Consider the following 16665-nt stretch of genomic DNA (forward strand, 5'->3'; position numbering starts at 1 on the left):
TGGCGAGCCAGGTGGCTTTGTCCGTGAGCTATTCGCTGTATACTGCGTGCATCAAGAACGACCTGCCGTTAGGGGAAATCAGTTTGTCTGGCGAGACTGTAAGCTACGGATTGGAAAGCATCGTCCTGCACCATTCCTTCAAGCAAGTGAAGGGACGAACCATCAAAATCGACTGCCGTGAACGAACGCACCTGGGGGGTGTGAACGGAGCCGGCAAAACCTCTGTCCTTGCGCTTGTTCCCGCTTTTTTTGGCGAAGAGCCAGAGCGGATAGTAACCAAGGCGTCGGGCAAACTGTCCTTTCTGGACTATTACCTGCCGACGTTTCAAAGCCTGATCATTTTCGAGTACCGGCGCCATACGGGGCTTTATTGCTCCGTAATGTATCGTCACTCTCAGGGAAAGCCCTGCTACCGGTTTGTGGCCGGGTCCGCCGAGGAAACCTTCTTCTCGCCAGAAGTGAAGGAGCTTCTTCAAACCGGCGCCAGCGCAGATGACGTTTTCGCAGCCCTTCGGAGGCGCGGTACAACTGTCTCCAAAAATATCGATACAATTACCAACTACCGGGCAATTATCCAGCGCAATCAGAAGTTGCTGAAGCGGCTTCCTGCGGATGCCCGATCGCTGCGTGCGCTGGCTGCTGAATTCGGTCTGGGTGACAGCGACACCCAGATGACCAACATTGAGCGGCTGACGCACGTGGTGTTGAACAAGCACCGGCTCCTGAGCAGTTTCAAGGCGATGATCTGCGAAACGCAGTTTGAAAACATCCACCAGCACGCCAAGCCCCGGGCCATTGATCGTAAAGATCTGATTGCAGACATACAGAGCCTTTCTGCCTTTGCGGGCGAGGAAGAGAAAATTCGTGAATGCCTCAGAAAGGACGCCGAGCGCCGCGCGATTCTTGAGCAAGCGGATAAAACCGTCGCCAATTTGTTTGTGACTGTTGAGGAAGCGCGGGAAAAAGCGAGTGAGCTGGGCCAGCAAAAGGAACGGCTTGAGGCACAGAGAACAGACCGGCGAGCGGAGTTTGAGGATACAGATCGCCAGCTTGCCCGCCAGGTTACTGATCACAACGCCGACTTTGAAACTCTTGATGCACAAGTTGCGGCTCTGCACCAACAGAACGACAAGTACGAGGCCGATGGCCTGTCTGATCTGGCCCAGAGCTTTGACAACCTGCCCGATTATCGCCAGCGCCTGGCGACCGCACAGGCTGATTACGACAGTCTGACAGGTAAGGCGTCTGCCATTGAGAGCGAGTACGAGTTTGAGAAGCAGAATATCCAGCGCGAGCATGAAAAGCACCAGGCCCAGCGGCAGCAGCGATTGCGGGAGGCTGGTGACGCGCTTACCTCTGCGAAGCACGCATACGATCTGAAACTGAATTCCATCAAAACGAACCAGGTCACTGCGGTTTCTGAATACAAAGATACGCGGTCGGCAGAGCGGTCGGAGCTGACGAACGAACAAGCCCGCTTGTCGGCGCTCAAGGAAAGTCCGGGTCAGACGGACGCGGAGCAGCAGGAAATTGCCGTTGCGGAGCAGGCTTCCGAGGAAGCTTCCGAGCAGGTCGCGCAGGCGCACGAAAATCGTCTGGAAGCCAGCCGCAAAAGGGATCAGGCGGATCGTGACTGGAAATCGGCTCAGGAGCAGGTTCAGCACATGGATGTAAAAGTCCAGGAGCTGGAAGACAGGTTTAACGAGCTTCAGCGGCAGATCACACCGGAAGACGGTACATGGTTATCACAGTTGCGTGCGCAGGACCCGGAGTGGGGAAGCGGCTTGGCGAAAGTTGTTAATCCGCAGCTTCTGCACAGAAAAGACCTTACGCCTACCCGCGATCCTGATGCCAGTGGCACCGCTGTTATGGGCTGGCAACTTGCATTGGATGCTTTGCCAGTGCCGGATTTTGCCGCCTCCGAAGATGCGTTGCAGAAGCGTAGTCGAAGCATAGATACGGAACGCCAGACTGCTATCAAACAGCGGGCGGAAACCGAGCGCGAGGCTCAGCGCCGGCATGAAACCTACAAGGAACGCGCTGCAGCCGCCGATCGGCTGGAAACGGAGTTCTCGCTGGTTGAGCGCACTCGCAGCAACGCCCAGAACAAGCTCGCCAATGCGCGCCAGCGTGTTAAAGAGGCACAAACAGCTCGGATTGCAAAGATCACAAAAGATTTGGAGGCGGTTCAGCACACGCTTAAGGCCTTTGATGAGCAAACCGGCGAAGGCATTCGGGATGTCGAATCCGGCTTTCAGCAGCAGATGCTGGATATGCGAGGCCATTGGGCTGAGCAGGAATCTGAACTTCAAACCAGCATCGATCATCAGAAAGAGCTGATTGCGTCGGCAGAGTCCGACCACAAAATACGCCTCAAGAAAAAGCGCCAGATATACGATCAGCGCCTCTCTGAGGAAGGCATTGATCCCAAAGTGGTTCAGGACGCGAGAGAAGCGCTGGCAAAACTCACTGAGACAGTCGAAAAGATTGTTGCGTCGGAAGATCTTGTGCGCGGATATCGAAAATGGCGCAAACAGGAATGGCGCAAGGTTGAAGCGCTTACCGAGCAAGCCAATCAGGCGAAGATGCAGCGCGAGGCAGCGGCTCGAAAACGCGACGAAACAGAACGCTCGTGGAAGGAGCAAGACAGCAAGCTGAAAGTCTCGATTGTTGAGCACCAAAGCGCAATCAAGGCTTTACGGGATCAAACGGAAGCCGCAGAGGGCGTGCTCAAACACTTCCAGGGAAATACACTCGCTGAAGGCTTTCCGGGCAATATCGCCGATCTCACTCAGGAGCTTCAGGGTGCCTACCAGAAGCTGGAGCAGTTGCGTAAAGAGGTGGTAGGGACGTTTGATCAATCCACCGCCATCCTGAACCGGTATGACAACACCCAGATTCAGCAGGCCTGGCAGAAGCTTTCAGCACACAGGCGCGGCCAGATGACCGGCGACGTGCTGGATCATGAAGAAAGCTTCAAGTTGGCGCGGGTTCCGGATCTGCGTGAGCTATTGGATACCGACATACCCCAGCTGCGTGACGCGCTGATCGACCAGTTCGTCTCGGAGGCTGGAAGTCTGGTGAAGTATTTCGACAGCCTGGAAGTGATGGCCCGTGAGGTAAAGGCTGTTTCCAGCCTGCTGAAACGAAAGATCAACACGGACCAACAGATAGAAAGCCTCAGCGATATTCAGGTTGTGCTCGAACCCAGAATCTATGAGGACGAAGCCTGGCAGCCCCTGAAGGAGTTCGTGGCGCAGTGGCAAACCTGGATTCACATGAACCGCCGCTCACTGCCGAGCGATGCAGTTTTGAGGCGTTTCAAGCTGGTAACGGACACCCTGAGTGACGCCAAAGTGAAGGACAGTGTCGAATCGATGATCGACATGCGTCTGGAAATGAAAGAAAACGACCGGCAGGTGGTGATTCGCACCGATGCGGATTTCCTGTCAGCCAGTTCGACCGGTCTGACCTACCTGGCAATCATGACGGTGTTCATGGGGCTTACCCGCTACCTCTGTCCTGATCTGAATACCCGTATTACCTGGCCTATTGATGAACTCGCCACGCTCAGCCCCAATAACATCTCCCATCTGGCCGAGATGCTGGAAGCGAACAACCTGACCATGATCTCGGCCTGCCCGAAACTGGACAGAAGCCTGCGTAAGTTCTTTGAGAACAAGATCTCACTCAAACAGGGCCGGATTCATACCTATGAATCTTCCGAGCGCGATGGAACGCATGCGGAGATGTTCGCCAGCGTGAGCCACGGTGGGCAGGCAGCAGAGGAGGTGACAAGCCATGAGTAGTCCGTTATTCGAGCGAACCGTCACAGCCCTGCTTCAGGAGCGGGTTATCTGTGAAGTCAGTGATGACGAGCTTTATAACTACCTGCTATTGCCGGCCAATCAGGACTCCGTGAATCGCTTCCTGGGCCAGATCAACCGAACGCTTCGCCAGACCAGCGCTCATGACGCTTTTGTTTGCGCGTACCTTGATACTTCAGATGCCGACACCAAAGATGCGATCCGCCATCAGTTCCGGGACGTTGCCAACAACCTTGAAGCGTTTGTGCAGTTTCTTCGGCTTGTAATGATGCTGGAGGCAAATGACCGCCCCGTTTTGCCGGGAGACAAGTTGTCGGAAGGCGCCATACTCGACCGCATTGCGGCGGCCCCCGCACTGGAATCAAAGCTGCGGTCGCTGGCGGAAAAAAAGGTATTTCACACCAAGCGTTCGGATTCAGCAGGACAGATTCGCGCGGTGCTCTCCAGTCTGGAGAAAATGGGGTATCTGAAACCCATTGGCACGAGTGGGAGCCTTTACCGGGCTACCGGCCGGTGGAGCTGGTTGTACGATGCCATGACGTTTATCCAGACTCATGAAGGCATTCAGGGATCTGACAAAGCAGATTCTGAGCAAATGAGGCTGCACTGATGGCACGTGCTCAAGATGCTCATGGCACGCTCCGGGCCTTGGCCAAGTATGGCGAGGCGATTCTCGAGGCGCACCTTCGAAACGGCAACCGTATTCCGGATTCGGATGACAATCTCGGCTTGATTGAAACCCTTGAGCACCACCGCCTGGTGTGGCGCATTGGCGAATCAGAAGATCTGCAACTGAAAAAAGTGCTGGTTCAGTTTCTCGATCACATCACCGAGTCGGAGAGGCGGCGCTACGCGAGTGCCCAGGTACACATTCTCTGGCAGCAACTCAGTGAGCTGTTCCAGGAATACAAAGAGGCCAAGAAGCAGTCTGCTCTGAGCGACATCGATCGGCTGGAAGGTGAAATCAAGGAATGCCTGGCAGATGTGATTGAAGACATCCGGAATGCAACGGAAGCCTTCGCGACCTACATCAATACGGGCTTTGCCTACATTACAGACTTGAATCTGCGCATCCGTGAAAACGAGCGGGTTATTGAGCGAGCAGGTCGGCTGATCACCTTGTTCGAGAGCTTCCGCATTCCGGAACTGGCGGAGCAAGCAGGTTCCGATGCCTTTCTGAAGCGCCTGTTGCTGAGGCATCTGCCAGCTACTCTGGAATCCTCGCAGAAGAACCTCTCCTACGCACTTAACCAGTTGCGCAAGATGCTGGTACGCTTGCGCGAAGACCAGAGGCTGAGCCGGATGGTCGGCGCCTTTGAAGCGCATTTTATTAACAACCGGGGATTTGAGCCCTCCGTCGATCATCTGGATTTAAGGTACGTTCCGGACTCCCTTAATACGGTAGCCCCTTTCCAGATGCGCGGCTTTGGGGATATTTACGATTCATCTGACGATCTTGAGCTGATCGAGCTTGCTGCAAAGGCCCGAACCGTTCCCGTTGACATTGAAGACAAGCCTGTCCCGGATGATGTGGATACCGTTAGTTTTGACGTTGCGGGCGAAACCGAAGCTGAGGAAGCCGACCCGGTAGAAGAGGCCATCGAAGAGCTGATTCATTTGGTCGTAGACGGCGCCTTGGGTGCACGAACCATCCTTGCTTCCGAGGCACTTGCCAGTACAGGCTTGGGAATCGATAAAGCCGACTGGCTACAGGCCATCGTCTCAGAGATTGAATCTTTGCCGGACGGAGAGCAGAGATGTATTGAGGTGATCTACCATCAGATTTCACACCGGATTTACCCGGATAACCTAATGGTTTTTGATCTGACTCTGAGGCATTACAATGCGGGCTGAGATCGCTGCCATTGAACATCTGTTAAAGACGGCCAAGTTGAAGGTTAAACGCAGCCAGGTCTGGGAACAGATTTGCGCAGAGAATGGAGTAGGGCAGGTCATCGGCAGAGAGATCCACTTTACTGTCACTGAGAAGCAGCGCTTGAGAGAGTATGTCCAAGCCGAGCATGGGATAGACCCGCAATTCGATTCACGCGCCGGCGGCAGGATGGCTATGGCCCTTCAGAATGCCAGCGAAAAGCTCAGCAGTGATTCGGTTTTTGGTCACCTGATTGTATTGGCGACAGCCGGTACTGCGAAAGTGAGGGTGAACGGCGAAAACTTCCAAACGCCCCGGGGCAGCGTTTCCAGTGTGCTACCTGACTGTCTGGATACCGATCATCTTCAGTCCCAGAAACTGGTGATCATTGAAAACGGCGGCGTCATGCCCTTTTGGTCAGACCTTCAACTGCCGGACTCATGGAAGGATTCGGTGATTCTCTACCGTGGCCATCGAGAGAATGTTCGCTCTGTAGAGAAGATCGCCAGCAACCAGCCTGCAGACAAACTGGCCTGGTTCTTTGATTTCGATCCGGCTGGACTGGCGCTCGCGCATGATCAAGGCAAAGGGAGTACATTGGTGCCCGGTAAATGGCGCGAGCTCGGCAGGCATACACCGTTTAATCAGCCGAAAACCCATCGCAAGCAGTCCGTTGCTCTTAAAAGATTGAAAGACCGCGCTACTGGTGAGCTTCTCGCCATCGCTGAACACATGGCGAACGAGGAGTTGGCGCTGATGCAAGAGCATCTGGCACAACGACAAATGGCTTTAGCAGCTTTGCCTTTAGGGTTTTTGCCGGTATCACCTGAGAGCTTCATTAGTTGAACGTGAGTACTATGGCTCCCGAATCCGGTCAGTACCGCTTTTACCTCGAAATAAAACCCCGATAAATCATTTATTACTTTTTTCCTCTCCTCCAAGAGCCGCATTGCGCCTTTTTTCAAAAAAGTGTCCGAGTAATCAATGGCCCGCATGAATCTGGTCACTTTAATTATCATTTTCTGACGAAATATTGACGGTTTTTTAACTCTATAGTAGACAGGCCTCACATCGGTAATTGTCCGCGTTTTGTACTATTTAACAAATCCGACGATATATTGGTGTAAAAATAATATGAAGCGCGTCATTAAAGTGTCACAGGCATGGATCGCCGCGTTTTTTTTTGGAGTTCTACTTACGGGGTGTGGTGGTTCTGATTCTGCCAGTACTAGCACCGGCTCGGCCTCTGGCGGAATTGGCTCAGATATAGGTATCAGCCAGCCCAATCTTCCCGGGAGCGAGAAGTCCGCAGTTCTGAGTTGGAACGCACCTGACAGCCGGGTAAACGGCGATGGCATCAAGATGGCTGAGCTGGATAAGTACATTATCCGCTACGGCCAGGATGCCAATAACCTGGACCGGGAGGTTGTTGTTTCTGATGCTCAGGTGGAGGCCCGCATGACTCACAAGGTGAGCGGTCTGGACGTTGGAGTCTGGTACTTCACAATTCTGGTTCAGGATACCAATGGTTTGCTGAGTGCTCCATCCGCGGTCGTTGATAAGGAAATCAAATCCTGACAACGCGTTTTCAGAACCGGCGATGAGCCCCGTGTACAGGGGGCTTAAGGCATCGGATCTGTAATCGGAAGTTTAAGTGTAAAAGATGAGCCTTCCCCCGGGCTGGAGATCACGTAAATTTCACCCCGGTGTTTTTCTATCACCGTTTTCACAAATGAAAGTCCAAGCCCTGTGCCGTGAATGCCTGCCAGCTCACTGCTTTTCTGGCGGCGGTAACGGTCAAACAGGTGCGGCAGTTCGTCCGGGTCGATACCAGAACCGTCGTCTGCGATCGTCAGGCAGGCCTGATGCCCCGCACGGAAAACCTGAAGGCTCACGGCTGAGCCTGCCGGGCTGTATTGCACAGCATTGGTCAGCAAGTTGATAACCGCCCGCTCAAGTAGTTCTGCATTACCTCTTAACCACAGATCTTCCGTGCCTTGCAGTTGCAATGAAATGTGCTTTTCCACTGCTTGTTCACTCACACTATCACGGGCATTTTCAACAATGGCGAGAAATTCGCACTCATAAAAACGGGTCTCGGTCAGCTGCTCGGCGCGCGCCAGTTGAACGAATTCCTCGGCGAGATGGTAGCTTCGTCTTGCCAGTCGCCCCAGCTGTTCCAGTTGGCTTTGTTCAATGTGAGTTGGGTCACGCTTCAACTGTTCGATAAGTGCCAGTTGTGACACCAATGGCGAACGAACATCGTGGGAAATAAAGTCAATGGCTTCTCTGTGCTGACGCTGCTGCTCACGAAGCTCGGAGATATCGGATATGTTGGCAATAATGCCGTATTGATTGCTGTTGGGAAGAGCGAAGGGCGCGAAATGAATGAGGAAGTCCTTATCCCGGATGTTCAGATCCACCGTCCGGCTTTGCAGCAGCGTAAGGGTTTCGGAAACCGTTTCATGCCAGGGCGGAGTTTCGCGGGGGTCGTGACCTTCAAGAAGTCGTGTTAGAGGAAGCCCTCCCAGGCTGGGCATGGGCTCTCCGAACCATTCTTCAATATGGCCGTTGGCAAAACGGATAATGCCCAGCTCATCCGTCACGATGATGCCATCCGGCATGCGTTCAAAACTGCGGCGGATAAACTCCTGCATATGGTTCAGGCGTTCGGTGGCCAGTTTGACGCGCTCGATACGGGCTGAAATGTTTTCGCTTGGCCTGAGCGATTTTATTGCAAGGCCGGAGCTGGAAATTTTCAACCGGCGCAGGTAACGCTGTATGGCGTCCCTGCTCAGATCGTTGGGCAGAGTGAGGCCGAGCGTATAGCAACTGCTGCCACGCTTCAGCTGAATCCAGCTCTGGTTTCCATCATTTCGCCAGAGCCCCGGTTCCAGGTTAGCAGGAACATCGGCCGGCCCCAGATTGCGGCTAGTAAGAATGTCGTTGCCTTCCAGCAGTAACCAGCCCTGCGGTTGAAACAGCGCCTGAAAATGCTCGAGAAGTTGCCTCGGCGGGCGCTTTGACAGGTCCGGCAGAGCCACTCTGGGGCTGCGAACGAGAGCGTCCAGTTGGCGGTTGAGGAACTGGTTGGTCATAGCCAGCCGCAAGCCGCTGGCTATAGGGAACGCCAACAGGGGAATGATCAACGCACGGGCGACGGGAAGCCACACCTGAAATGCTGCCAGCATCACCATAGACAGACCAAGGAGAGTGGCCTCTGCCGCAGCGCACGCAAACAGCGTGCGAGCAGGGCGCATGCGTGGCAAAAGCACAGCCAGCGCCACGAGTGTGATAAGCGCCAAAACTATACCAGCCCATGCAGGGGCCGGTTTGACAAGAAGTCCTTGTTGATTCGCTGAAAATACATTGGCGTGGAATTCCACCCCGGACATCGGCCGACTCAGGCCAGAGAAAGCCGTTGGCAGAATGTCTCCCAGACCGGCTGCCGTGGCGCCGACAAAAACGGTTTTGCCGCCAAACATATCCAGTGCCAGAGGGGTGTTCAGCACATCGCTGTAGGAGTATGTGGGTAGCGCACCGGCCCCGCCCGCAAGGGGAACGATCCGATAGTCGTCCCGCACATTGATAAATGAAGGCAGACCACTCAGTTCGGGTTGTCTGGGGCTCACACCGGAGGCTGCGAGCGCGAGAGCAGGCCACAGATGGCGCGTCATGCCGTTGAAAAGATACAGCCCCCTTGCAAGGCCATCGTGATCCAGCTCAACGTGCGCATGACCGAGGGCTATAGCGGCCGTGATCAGGTCACTGGCAGGAAACTGTTCACTCAACATAAAACGCGAGCTTGGTGGCGACAGATACACTGGCAGAACAACCTTGCCATGGGCCTGCATGGCGTGTCTAAGCACAGCATCATCCGGAGAGGGTTCGGTAAACAGAACGTCGAATACGATGGTTTCGGCACCGGCCTGGTGCAGTTTACGGATAAGAGCGGCGTGGGTTCTTCGTGGCCAGGGCCAGCGGCCTTGTTGAGTCAGACTAAGATCATCAATAGCGACGATCGCTACGTCGCGGGATGCGATGGCTGGGCTGGCGAGCATGGCGGAATCGAGAAGCCAGTAATCAATCCGTTGTGGTAGCGCCGTCGCCTCTGCCAGCAGGAAGATCAACAGGAGTGTAAGGCCGAGCGTCCACGGAGTTGTTTTAATTGGCAGCCAATCCCGGGTCATGAGTCCTGCTGTAGGTGCTGATTGATCAAAGTGTTATTCCAGGTACAACTCCCTCCCTGGCCCCCAGCGGCTTTGCAACAGGCCGTCAGAAAGCGCTTTCAGGCGCACAAAATACCGCCTTCCGGGAATAAGACGCAAGGCCGCTGTGGTATCTGGCAGTGTAGCTTCCTTTATGATGTTGTTGAAGCCGGGTTCTTCCGCCAACTGCATCCGGTAATTGGCGGCCGTATCAACCTTCTCCCAGAACACACGCACCTGGCTGTCGACGTAATTGATACTAATGATGCGCACCGGCGGTAGCGTGCCGTTTACGATCAGTTTGCGTGGCTGCGTTGTTGCCACTGAATTTCCGCCAGCTTCTGTCACCACGCGCCAGAAATACTGGCCAGGACTCAGTGGGCGGGAAGGCAGGGCGGTTGTGCCCGGCGCCCATTCACTGGTCGTAACCAGATCCCGGAAGGATTCATCTTCGGCAATTTCTACCCGGGCTACTTCGTTCTCACCATTCAGAGTCCAGCGGAACTCCGGCATATCGTCGTTAACGCTCGCTTCGTTTTCTGGTTCCAGCAGGTTGGCGGTGCGGGCCTGCAAATCAACCTCTATCGGCAGTATGCCAGGCATTCCTGCCATTCCTTGCGCGTCAAACGCCGCGAGATGAATCTCATACTGGCCATTGTCCAGGCGGCTGATGTCGAAGCGGCTGTCGTTGATTTCACGGCTTTCAACCCAGCGCCCGCTCTCTGTTTCGAAGATATCCAGCCGATAGTTGACCGCAGGTTCTCGCTTCCAGGTCATCTCTGCCGGCAGTTGGGTAAGTACCGGGGGGAGTGGGTTGATTTCCGGTGCGGGTGGCATTCTGCGGATGCTTAGCTCGCTAGTGCTGTTACTGGCAACTGTTGCGCTGTAGCCGGCAGGAATTCGCTGGGTCCGGTTCGGCGCACCGAAATCAACCACACCTTCGGTAACCTGCAAACTGGTGCCCTCTGGCCCGGTTTGCAGTGAGAATGCGGTACCGCGAACGGCTGCAACGGCAGATGGGGTTTCAATTTCAAAGCGGGCGCCCCCTTCAATGACGGGCTTCACCCGCGTGTGCACTTCTCCCCGGTTAAGCCTCAATCGCGTGTCTATCATTCCTGACTTGCCGTACTGCGTCAGGCGGTTGAAGATCAGCCGGGAGTTCGGGGAGAGCCGTACTTCTGATCCATCGGCCAGGGTGATCGTTGCGGCCCCTTCCGCGGAAAGCACCTCATCGCCCACTCGTATCAACGTGGCTTTGGTTAGCGGCTTTTTGTGACCATCAACGCCGGATATCAGGTGAACGTTGCCAGAAACCGACGTGGCGCGTGCGGGGTCGGGCTGCCTCTTAAGCCAGGACAGCGGAATGCGAATACGATCGCCTTCTCCCAGCGTGGCGGAGTTGTCGATAGAGTTATATTGGAGCAGCCGTCCGGCGCTGACGTTTTTAGCCAGAAGGTCGCTGGCGATTTCCGAAAAACTCTCACCGGGTTTAAAGGTGTAGATCCACTCTGTCGCAGCATCGCGGGGGGAGCTTGCCATCGTTGTCGCCGAGCCGCGAGTAATGGAAAGTTCCGCACACACAGGCATCCCAAGTGCCAGGAGAACCAGCAACAGGAATGCTTTGATGACAAACGCTGTGCGGTGTTCAGTCATTTGATGTTTGCGTTTCCTGGTCTGCTGCCTGGATTTCCACCACTTCGTCGCTTGTGGATGTGGCTTGCATGGCCTCAAGACGATAACCGCGCTGGTAGATCGTTTTGATGCGGAAGCCGTTTTCCGGGTTCAGGCCCAATCTGCGTCGCAGGCGGCTCATGTGCGTGTCTACGGTTCGGGTGTTGATATCCCGGGTAAGCCCCCAGACTCGTTCCAGAAGTACTTCACGGGTTAGCAGACGACCCTGGTTCTGAAACAGGAACAGGGTCAGATCGAAGTCTTTGTCGGTCAAGGTAAGCGCTTCACCGTGGAGGGCAATGGTTCTGTGTTGGGTATTGATCTTGAAAGGGCCGTATGTAAGGACTTCTTTTTCGTTATTCGGGTTTGCGCGGCGTGCCAGAGCGTTGATGCGCGCTACCAGTTCTGCCGCTCGCGCAGGTTTCGCGAGAAAGTCGTCCGCGCCCGCGTCCAGGGCCTCGACAATGTCGGATTCGCTGTCGCGTTGGGTGAGAAATACCACGGGAATGGGCCAGTTGATCTGTGCTCTGACGCTTTTCAGCACATCAATCCCGGTCATATCCGGAATCTGCCAATCAAGAATCATCAAATCATAGCTGCGGTGCAGTGCTGCGCTGAGGAAACTCTGGCCAGTGGGGAAACTGTCGCAGTGATTGCCACACTCAGACAGAATGGACTGAATGTGCTGCGCCTGTTCTTGTTGGTCTTCAAGCAGAGCAATGCGCATTGCGCCTCTCCTGGAGTAAGTAGTGGGGGTGTGGCCCTGTTTCACGGTGCGTGAGAGGGGATTCCCTGCCATATCAGCCAATTATCACAAAATGCTGCCAGGCATTCCGTTTCGTTATGTAGACTTGCGTAAACGGGTTGCTGGCTTACCGTCGTTGTCATCCAGTGTTTGTCGGCAGGCAGGAAAATTGCTGCAGCCCCAGAACCAGCCTTTTTTGCCTTTTCGCCGGACCAGGGGCGAAAAACAGTGGGGGCAGGGAATGGGTTTTTGTTCAGTGCCGTCTTCTGGAACCGCATTTTCAATGGGACGTGTTCCACGACAGTCGGGATAGCGGGTGCAGGCGAAAAAACGGCCAAACTTGCCGTCTCTGTCGGTCATCGGAGCGCGACATTTCGGGCAATTTGGGGCGTTGCTTTGCGGCCCGATACCAGGCGCATCGGCAGTTGGGCCAATGAACCGGCGAATTTCCGCCTTGAGAGTTTCGAGGAATTTCCGGGGGTCGTCCTCGCCCCTGCGAATACTTTCCAGCGTTGCTTCCCAAACGGCCGTTCTGTCGGGCTTGCTGACAGACTCCGGCAGCGCACTGATCAGTGCTTTACCTTTATCGGTCGCTCGGATGTGGCGGCTGTCCCGATACAGGTAGTCCCGTTTGAACAGCGTGTCGATGATGTTCGCCCGCGTGGCTTCTGTGCCAAGACCGTCTGTATCCCGCAGGGTTTTTCGCAGCTCTGTATCGGTTACAAATCGGGCAATATTCGTCATCGCCGATAGCAGGGTGGCGTCGGTGAAGTGCAGGGGAGGTTGGGTTTTGCGCTCGTTTACGGTGCTGTCTTCGCAGACTACCGGTTCGCCCTTGTCCAGGCGTGGCAACGGCGGCTTTTCTGTCTCTTTGTTGCTGTCCCGGAGTTTCAGCTCCAGCGTTTTCCAGCCTCGCTCCAGGACGGCGGTTTCTGTGGCGCGGAATCTGTGCTCTGTTACCCGAATAGTAAGCCGGCCTTCGCGATGCACAGCGTCTGCCGAAAACTGCATCAGGTAATAGCGGCTGACAAGACCGTAGATTTTCTGTTCGGCGTCAGTGAGCTTGCCATTAGGTGCCGTGCGGCTGGTGGGAATAATGGCGTGGTGAGCATCAACTTTTTTGTCGTTCCACACAGCCGTTCTACGGCTGAAATCAGCTTTTCCGCATGCCCCTGCAAGCTCTGGCAAGACCCGGGCAATTGCACCCGTGACCTGCTCGCGCTGGGCAAAATGGCCTTCAGGCAGATACCGGGAGTCAGAACGGGGGTAGGTGATCAGTTGGTGACGTTCGTAAAGATTCTGCGCAGTGTCCAGTACGTCTTTTGCCCCCATGCGAAACAGGCGGCCAGCTTCGATCTGCAAGGCGGACAATGAAAACGGTAAAGGCGGGGCCTCGGGCCGGTCGCGGAAGCGGGATTCCACTACAGAGCCTGGCCGACTCTGAACGCTCGCGGCAATCTGCTCGGCGGTTGCGCGATCCAGAAGGCGGTTTTCTTCGTCCAGATAATCCTGAAACTGTTCGTCAGGAAGCCATCGCGCAATGAAGGATTGCTGGTCTGCTTCTTCTTCCTGTGCCTTGAAGCGGGCTTCTATACGGAAGTAGGGCTTGGGCTCGAAGTTCTCGATGATGTTGTCGCGCTCAACGACCAGCCCGAGCACCGGTGTTTGAACGCGACCGACGGAGTAAACACCCTTCTGCCCTTGTTGTTGATAGCTCAGGGTGTAAAAGCGGGTGAGGTTGATGCCATAGAGCCAGTCGGCCCGCTGCCGGGCGAGCGCGGAATGCGAAAGCCGGCGAAATTCCAGGTTGTCTCTGGGTTGCTGCAGGGCTTTGGCAATCGCCGCCGGAGTCAGGTCGTTGATGAGCACTCGCTTTACCGGCGCCTTGCTGTCGAAATAGCGTATGACTTCGTCAACCAGCAACTGACCTTCTCTGTCCGGGTCTCCGGCGTGAACGATGGCGTCTGCCTGCCTGATCAGGGGTTCCAGAACGTTGAGTTGCTGTCGTACGCTATCTTTGGGGGTAACCTGCCATTTGTCCGGGAACATGGGGAGGTCGTGCTGGCGCCATGTTTTCCAGGCCGGGTTGTAGCTGGCGGGTTCGGCCGGCTCCAGCAAGTGGCCTATGCACCAGCTTACGGTAGCGGCCTCACTGCCCTGGCCGCAGCGGATCCAACCTTGGCCTTTTTGATAGGGGCCGGGGAGGGCGGCGGCTATTGCTCTGCCGAGGCTGGGTTTTTCGGCGATGTACAGGAGCATGGTTTGGGTATGGTTTTGTCCGGAGTTGAGTGGGAGGGGAATGTGGCTGTTTGGTCGTTGGGTGTCAAGGTTCGGGGGTGCGCGCCTTCTGTAGTAGACTGTTGCTTTGGAGTTAGTGGGTGTGGGGCTGGCCTTTCCAAAACACGCCGTGAACCCATCCATGGGGGCTTGGTGTTGCCATCCTTGGCAACACACAGTTTTGGAAAGGCCAGCCCCACACCCACTTCGTGCTCCGAGGTATCGCCACTGCATATAGAGCGAGTTTTGGGAGTTAACAGGTTATGAAAATGCAGAATGCAATTGAAACCAAGTTGAACGAGGCGTTTGACGCCAGCATTCTCCTGGTTGAGAACGAAAGCCATAAGCACAGTGTGCCGCCAAACTCGGAAACGCACTTCAAGGTGACGATGGTGTCGCCGGCGTTTGCCGGGCAGATGAAAGTTAAGCGGCATCAGGCTGTTTATAAGCTGCTTTCCGAAGAACTGGAGATGGCTGGTGGCGTGCATGCGTTAGCGTTGCATCTATACTCTCCACAGGAATGGGAGGCCTCTGGGCAAGTTGCGCCCACTTCGCCGGATTGTATGGGCGGTTCCAAGGCGGATTCTCAGTTAGCGACTTCAGGCGCTCAAAATCAGAGCGGAGGGCATTCATGAGCCAGTTTTTTCAGATTCATCCAGAAAACCCGCAAAAGCGGTTGATCAAGCAGGCTGTTGAGATTCTTCGCAGTGGCGGTGTGGTTGTATATCCCACTGACTCCGGCTATGCCCTTGGTTGCCATTTGGGTGACAAGCCGGCTGCGGACAAGATCAAGCGGATTCGCAAGCTGGATGACAAGCATAACTTTACGCTGGTGTGTCGGGATCTCTCGGATATCGGGACCTATGCAAAGGTGGATAACACTCAATACCGGCTGCTGAAAACCTTCACGCCGGGGCCATATACGTTCATCCTTGATGCCACCACCGAAGTGCCTCGGCGGTTACAGCATCCCAAGCGGCGTACTATTGGCGTGCGGGTGCCGGACAATGCGATTGTTCAGGCACTGTTGGCTGAGCTTGGCGAGCCCATTATGAGCAGTACGTTGATCTTACCGGGCGAGTCCGACCCTATGACAGATCCCTATGACATCCGGGATACGCTGGAGCACGAGCTGGATCTGATCATTGATGGTGGTTTCTGCGGTATGGAGCCCACCACAGTGGTGAACTTTACCGGCGACGTGCCGGAGGTTACCCGAGTTGGCAAAGGCGACCCGGCACCGTTTGAGGCCTAACGTTCAGGCCCGGGTATTCAGGTTGAAAGCGTAGGCTCCCCGGTTCGCCGCAGCTTCGAAGGGGTCAGTTGGGGCTGAACGGCGCAGGGTGTCGTAGCGATGAACGAGATCCTGCAGGCCGTTAAACTGCTGGTTTTCACTGATCAGTGTATCCAGCAGTGAATTATTAACGCCGTAGGCCTGGTTGAGCTTCAGGGCATTGTCCATGAAATGCAATGTCGGTTCGTTGACGCTCAGCCGGTTGAAGGCATCCGTAAAGTTTTTGTTCACATTCAGATCATTTTCGATGCGGATGCGGGTTTCTTCCGCCAGATTGCCGCCCACTTCAACCTTCCCGCTATCGTTTTTATTAACGCTTATTGCCGAGGCCGGGTTCAGGTTGTATTCGGCAAGTTTGTGCCGCAGCGTTTCTCTGATAAAGGCAAGATCCTGCCCTACCGTTTGCTTGTAATCTGCCAGCGGTAATTTCTGTGATTTCAGTCGGCCTGTATCACCCAAAGTATCTCCCGATGGTGTGAAGCGATCATCGCCGGGTCCTGTGGGTTGCAATGCCTCTGCACTGCCAGCGCCTTTGGCTTTTTGTTCCTCGGCTCCCGTTGCCGGTCGCTTTTCCAGAGTCTGCTGGAAGCGAGTGCTCGCCTGAATCAGGGATGTCAGCAGTGACATGGTGTGAAGTCCTCCATTGGCTCGCAGCAGGCGTGCCAGAAAAATGCCCGTTAGAACGTTAAGAAGCACATTTCGGGCCACGTGAGGGAAATACGTCATTCTGATCTGCATCATTAAAAAATTGACGCAGATAGGTAAAGTTA

Annotated in this window: 12 protein-coding genes; 7 read left to right on the forward strand and 5 right to left on the reverse strand. The window is 55.0% G+C overall.

What is annotated here, in order from left to right; genetic code table 11:
- The first annotated feature begins 23 nt into the window (after positions 1-23).
- From ACN0V1_RS16265 to ACN0V1_RS16285, 5 genes are all read left to right on the forward strand, one after another.
- Entirely contained in the window at positions 24-3809 is a 3786-nt protein-coding gene (locus ACN0V1_RS16265) for an ATP-binding protein (RefSeq protein ID WP_417545996.1), read from the forward strand.
- Entirely contained in the window at positions 3802-4437 is a 636-nt protein-coding gene (locus tag ACN0V1_RS16270) for a condensin complex protein MksE (RefSeq protein WP_417545997.1), read from the forward strand. Before ACN0V1_RS16265 ends, ACN0V1_RS16270 begins: the two co-directional genes overlap by 8 nt.
- A complete protein-coding gene (locus tag ACN0V1_RS16275) occupies positions 4437-5681 on the forward strand; it encodes a hypothetical protein (protein ID WP_417545998.1) in 1245 nt (414 codons plus the stop codon). The genes ACN0V1_RS16270 and ACN0V1_RS16275 overlap by 1 nt, the downstream gene beginning before the upstream one ends.
- Positions 5671-6546 carry a hypothetical protein gene (locus ACN0V1_RS16280; RefSeq protein ID WP_417545999.1) on the forward strand — a complete coding sequence of 292 codons (876 nt, stop codon included), beginning with the start codon at positions 5671-5673 and terminating at the stop codon, positions 6544-6546. The genes ACN0V1_RS16275 and ACN0V1_RS16280 overlap by 11 nt, the downstream gene beginning before the upstream one ends.
- A 288-nt stretch (positions 6547-6834) precedes the next feature.
- Complete coding sequence (locus tag ACN0V1_RS16285) at positions 6835-7278, forward strand: fibronectin type III domain-containing protein (protein ID WP_417546000.1); 444 nt, start codon at positions 6835-6837, stop codon at positions 7276-7278.
- Between the two features lie 44 nt (positions 7279-7322).
- Here ACN0V1_RS16285 and ACN0V1_RS16290 read toward each other — a convergent pair whose 3' ends face one another.
- From ACN0V1_RS16290 to ACN0V1_RS16305, 4 genes are all read right to left on the reverse strand, one after another.
- Positions 7323-9890 (reverse strand): CHASE2 domain-containing protein, encoded by a 2568-nt coding sequence (locus ACN0V1_RS16290; protein ID WP_417546001.1) that lies wholly within the window; start codon positions 9888-9890, stop codon positions 7323-7325.
- Between the two features lie 33 nt (positions 9891-9923).
- Positions 9924-11561 (reverse strand): FecR domain-containing protein, encoded by a 1638-nt coding sequence (locus ACN0V1_RS16295; RefSeq protein ID WP_417546002.1) that lies wholly within the window; start codon positions 11559-11561, stop codon positions 9924-9926.
- A complete protein-coding gene (locus ACN0V1_RS16300; protein WP_417546003.1) occupies positions 11554-12306 on the reverse strand; it encodes a response regulator transcription factor in 753 nt (250 codons plus the stop codon). The genes ACN0V1_RS16295 and ACN0V1_RS16300 overlap by 8 nt, the downstream gene beginning before the upstream one ends.
- A gap of 114 nt (positions 12307-12420) precedes the next feature.
- A complete protein-coding gene (locus ACN0V1_RS16305; RefSeq protein ID WP_417546004.1) occupies positions 12421-14583 on the reverse strand; it encodes a DNA topoisomerase 3 in 2163 nt (720 codons plus the stop codon).
- Positions 14584-14864: 281 nt separating this feature from the next.
- On the opposite strand from ACN0V1_RS16305, the gene ACN0V1_RS16310 reads away from it, so the two are divergent.
- Positions 14865-15236, forward strand: coding sequence for a BolA family protein (locus tag ACN0V1_RS16310; protein WP_417546005.1), 372 nt, complete (start codon positions 14865-14867; stop codon positions 15234-15236).
- On the forward strand, positions 15233-15856 hold the full coding sequence (locus tag ACN0V1_RS16315; RefSeq protein ID WP_417546006.1) for an L-threonylcarbamoyladenylate synthase: 624 nt from the start codon (positions 15233-15235) through the stop codon (positions 15854-15856). Before ACN0V1_RS16310 ends, ACN0V1_RS16315 begins: the two co-directional genes overlap by 4 nt.
- Before the next feature lie 3 nt (positions 15857-15859).
- Here ACN0V1_RS16315 and ACN0V1_RS16320 read toward each other — a convergent pair whose 3' ends face one another.
- Positions 15860-16522 (reverse strand): hypothetical protein, encoded by a 663-nt coding sequence (locus ACN0V1_RS16320; RefSeq protein WP_417546007.1) that lies wholly within the window; start codon positions 16520-16522, stop codon positions 15860-15862.
- Positions 16523-16665: the final 143 nt, after the last annotated feature.

The sequence above is a fragment of the Marinobacter sp. genome, from assembly GCF_048266785.1.
Classification (GTDB): Bacteria; Pseudomonadota; Gammaproteobacteria; order Pseudomonadales; family Oleiphilaceae; genus Marinobacter.

What these genes read in the sequence shown, in the direction of transcription:
- ACN0V1_RS16320 (WP_417546007.1), bottom strand. Translation starts at nt 16,522, where the DNA reads ATGTCACTGCTGACATCCCTGATTCAGGCGAGCACTCGCTTCCAGCAG.
- ACN0V1_RS16310 (WP_417546005.1), top strand. Translation starts at nt 14,865, where the DNA reads ATGAAAATGCAGAATGCAATTGAAACCAAGTTGAACGAGGCGTTTGAC.
- ACN0V1_RS16290 (WP_417546001.1), bottom strand. Translation starts at nt 9,890, where the DNA reads ATGACCCGGGATTGGCTGCCAATTAAAACAACTCCGTGGACGCTCGGC.
- ACN0V1_RS16305 (WP_417546004.1), bottom strand. Translation starts at nt 14,583, where the DNA reads ATGCTCCTGTACATCGCCGAAAAACCCAGCCTCGGCAGAGCAATAGCC.
- ACN0V1_RS16300 (WP_417546003.1), bottom strand. Translation starts at nt 12,306, where the DNA reads ATGCGCATTGCTCTGCTTGAAGACCAACAAGAACAGGCGCAGCACATT.
- ACN0V1_RS16315 (WP_417546006.1), top strand. Translation starts at nt 15,233, where the DNA reads ATGAGCCAGTTTTTTCAGATTCATCCAGAAAACCCGCAAAAGCGGTTG.
- ACN0V1_RS16280 (WP_417545999.1), top strand. Translation starts at nt 5,671, where the DNA reads ATGCGGGCTGAGATCGCTGCCATTGAACATCTGTTAAAGACGGCCAAG.
- ACN0V1_RS16285 (WP_417546000.1), top strand. Translation starts at nt 6,835, where the DNA reads ATGAAGCGCGTCATTAAAGTGTCACAGGCATGGATCGCCGCGTTTTTT.
- ACN0V1_RS16275 (WP_417545998.1), top strand. Translation starts at nt 4,437, where the DNA reads ATGGCACGTGCTCAAGATGCTCATGGCACGCTCCGGGCCTTGGCCAAG.
- ACN0V1_RS16295 (WP_417546002.1), bottom strand. Translation starts at nt 11,561, where the DNA reads ATGACTGAACACCGCACAGCGTTTGTCATCAAAGCATTCCTGTTGCTG.
- ACN0V1_RS16270 (WP_417545997.1), top strand. Translation starts at nt 3,802, where the DNA reads ATGAGTAGTCCGTTATTCGAGCGAACCGTCACAGCCCTGCTTCAGGAG.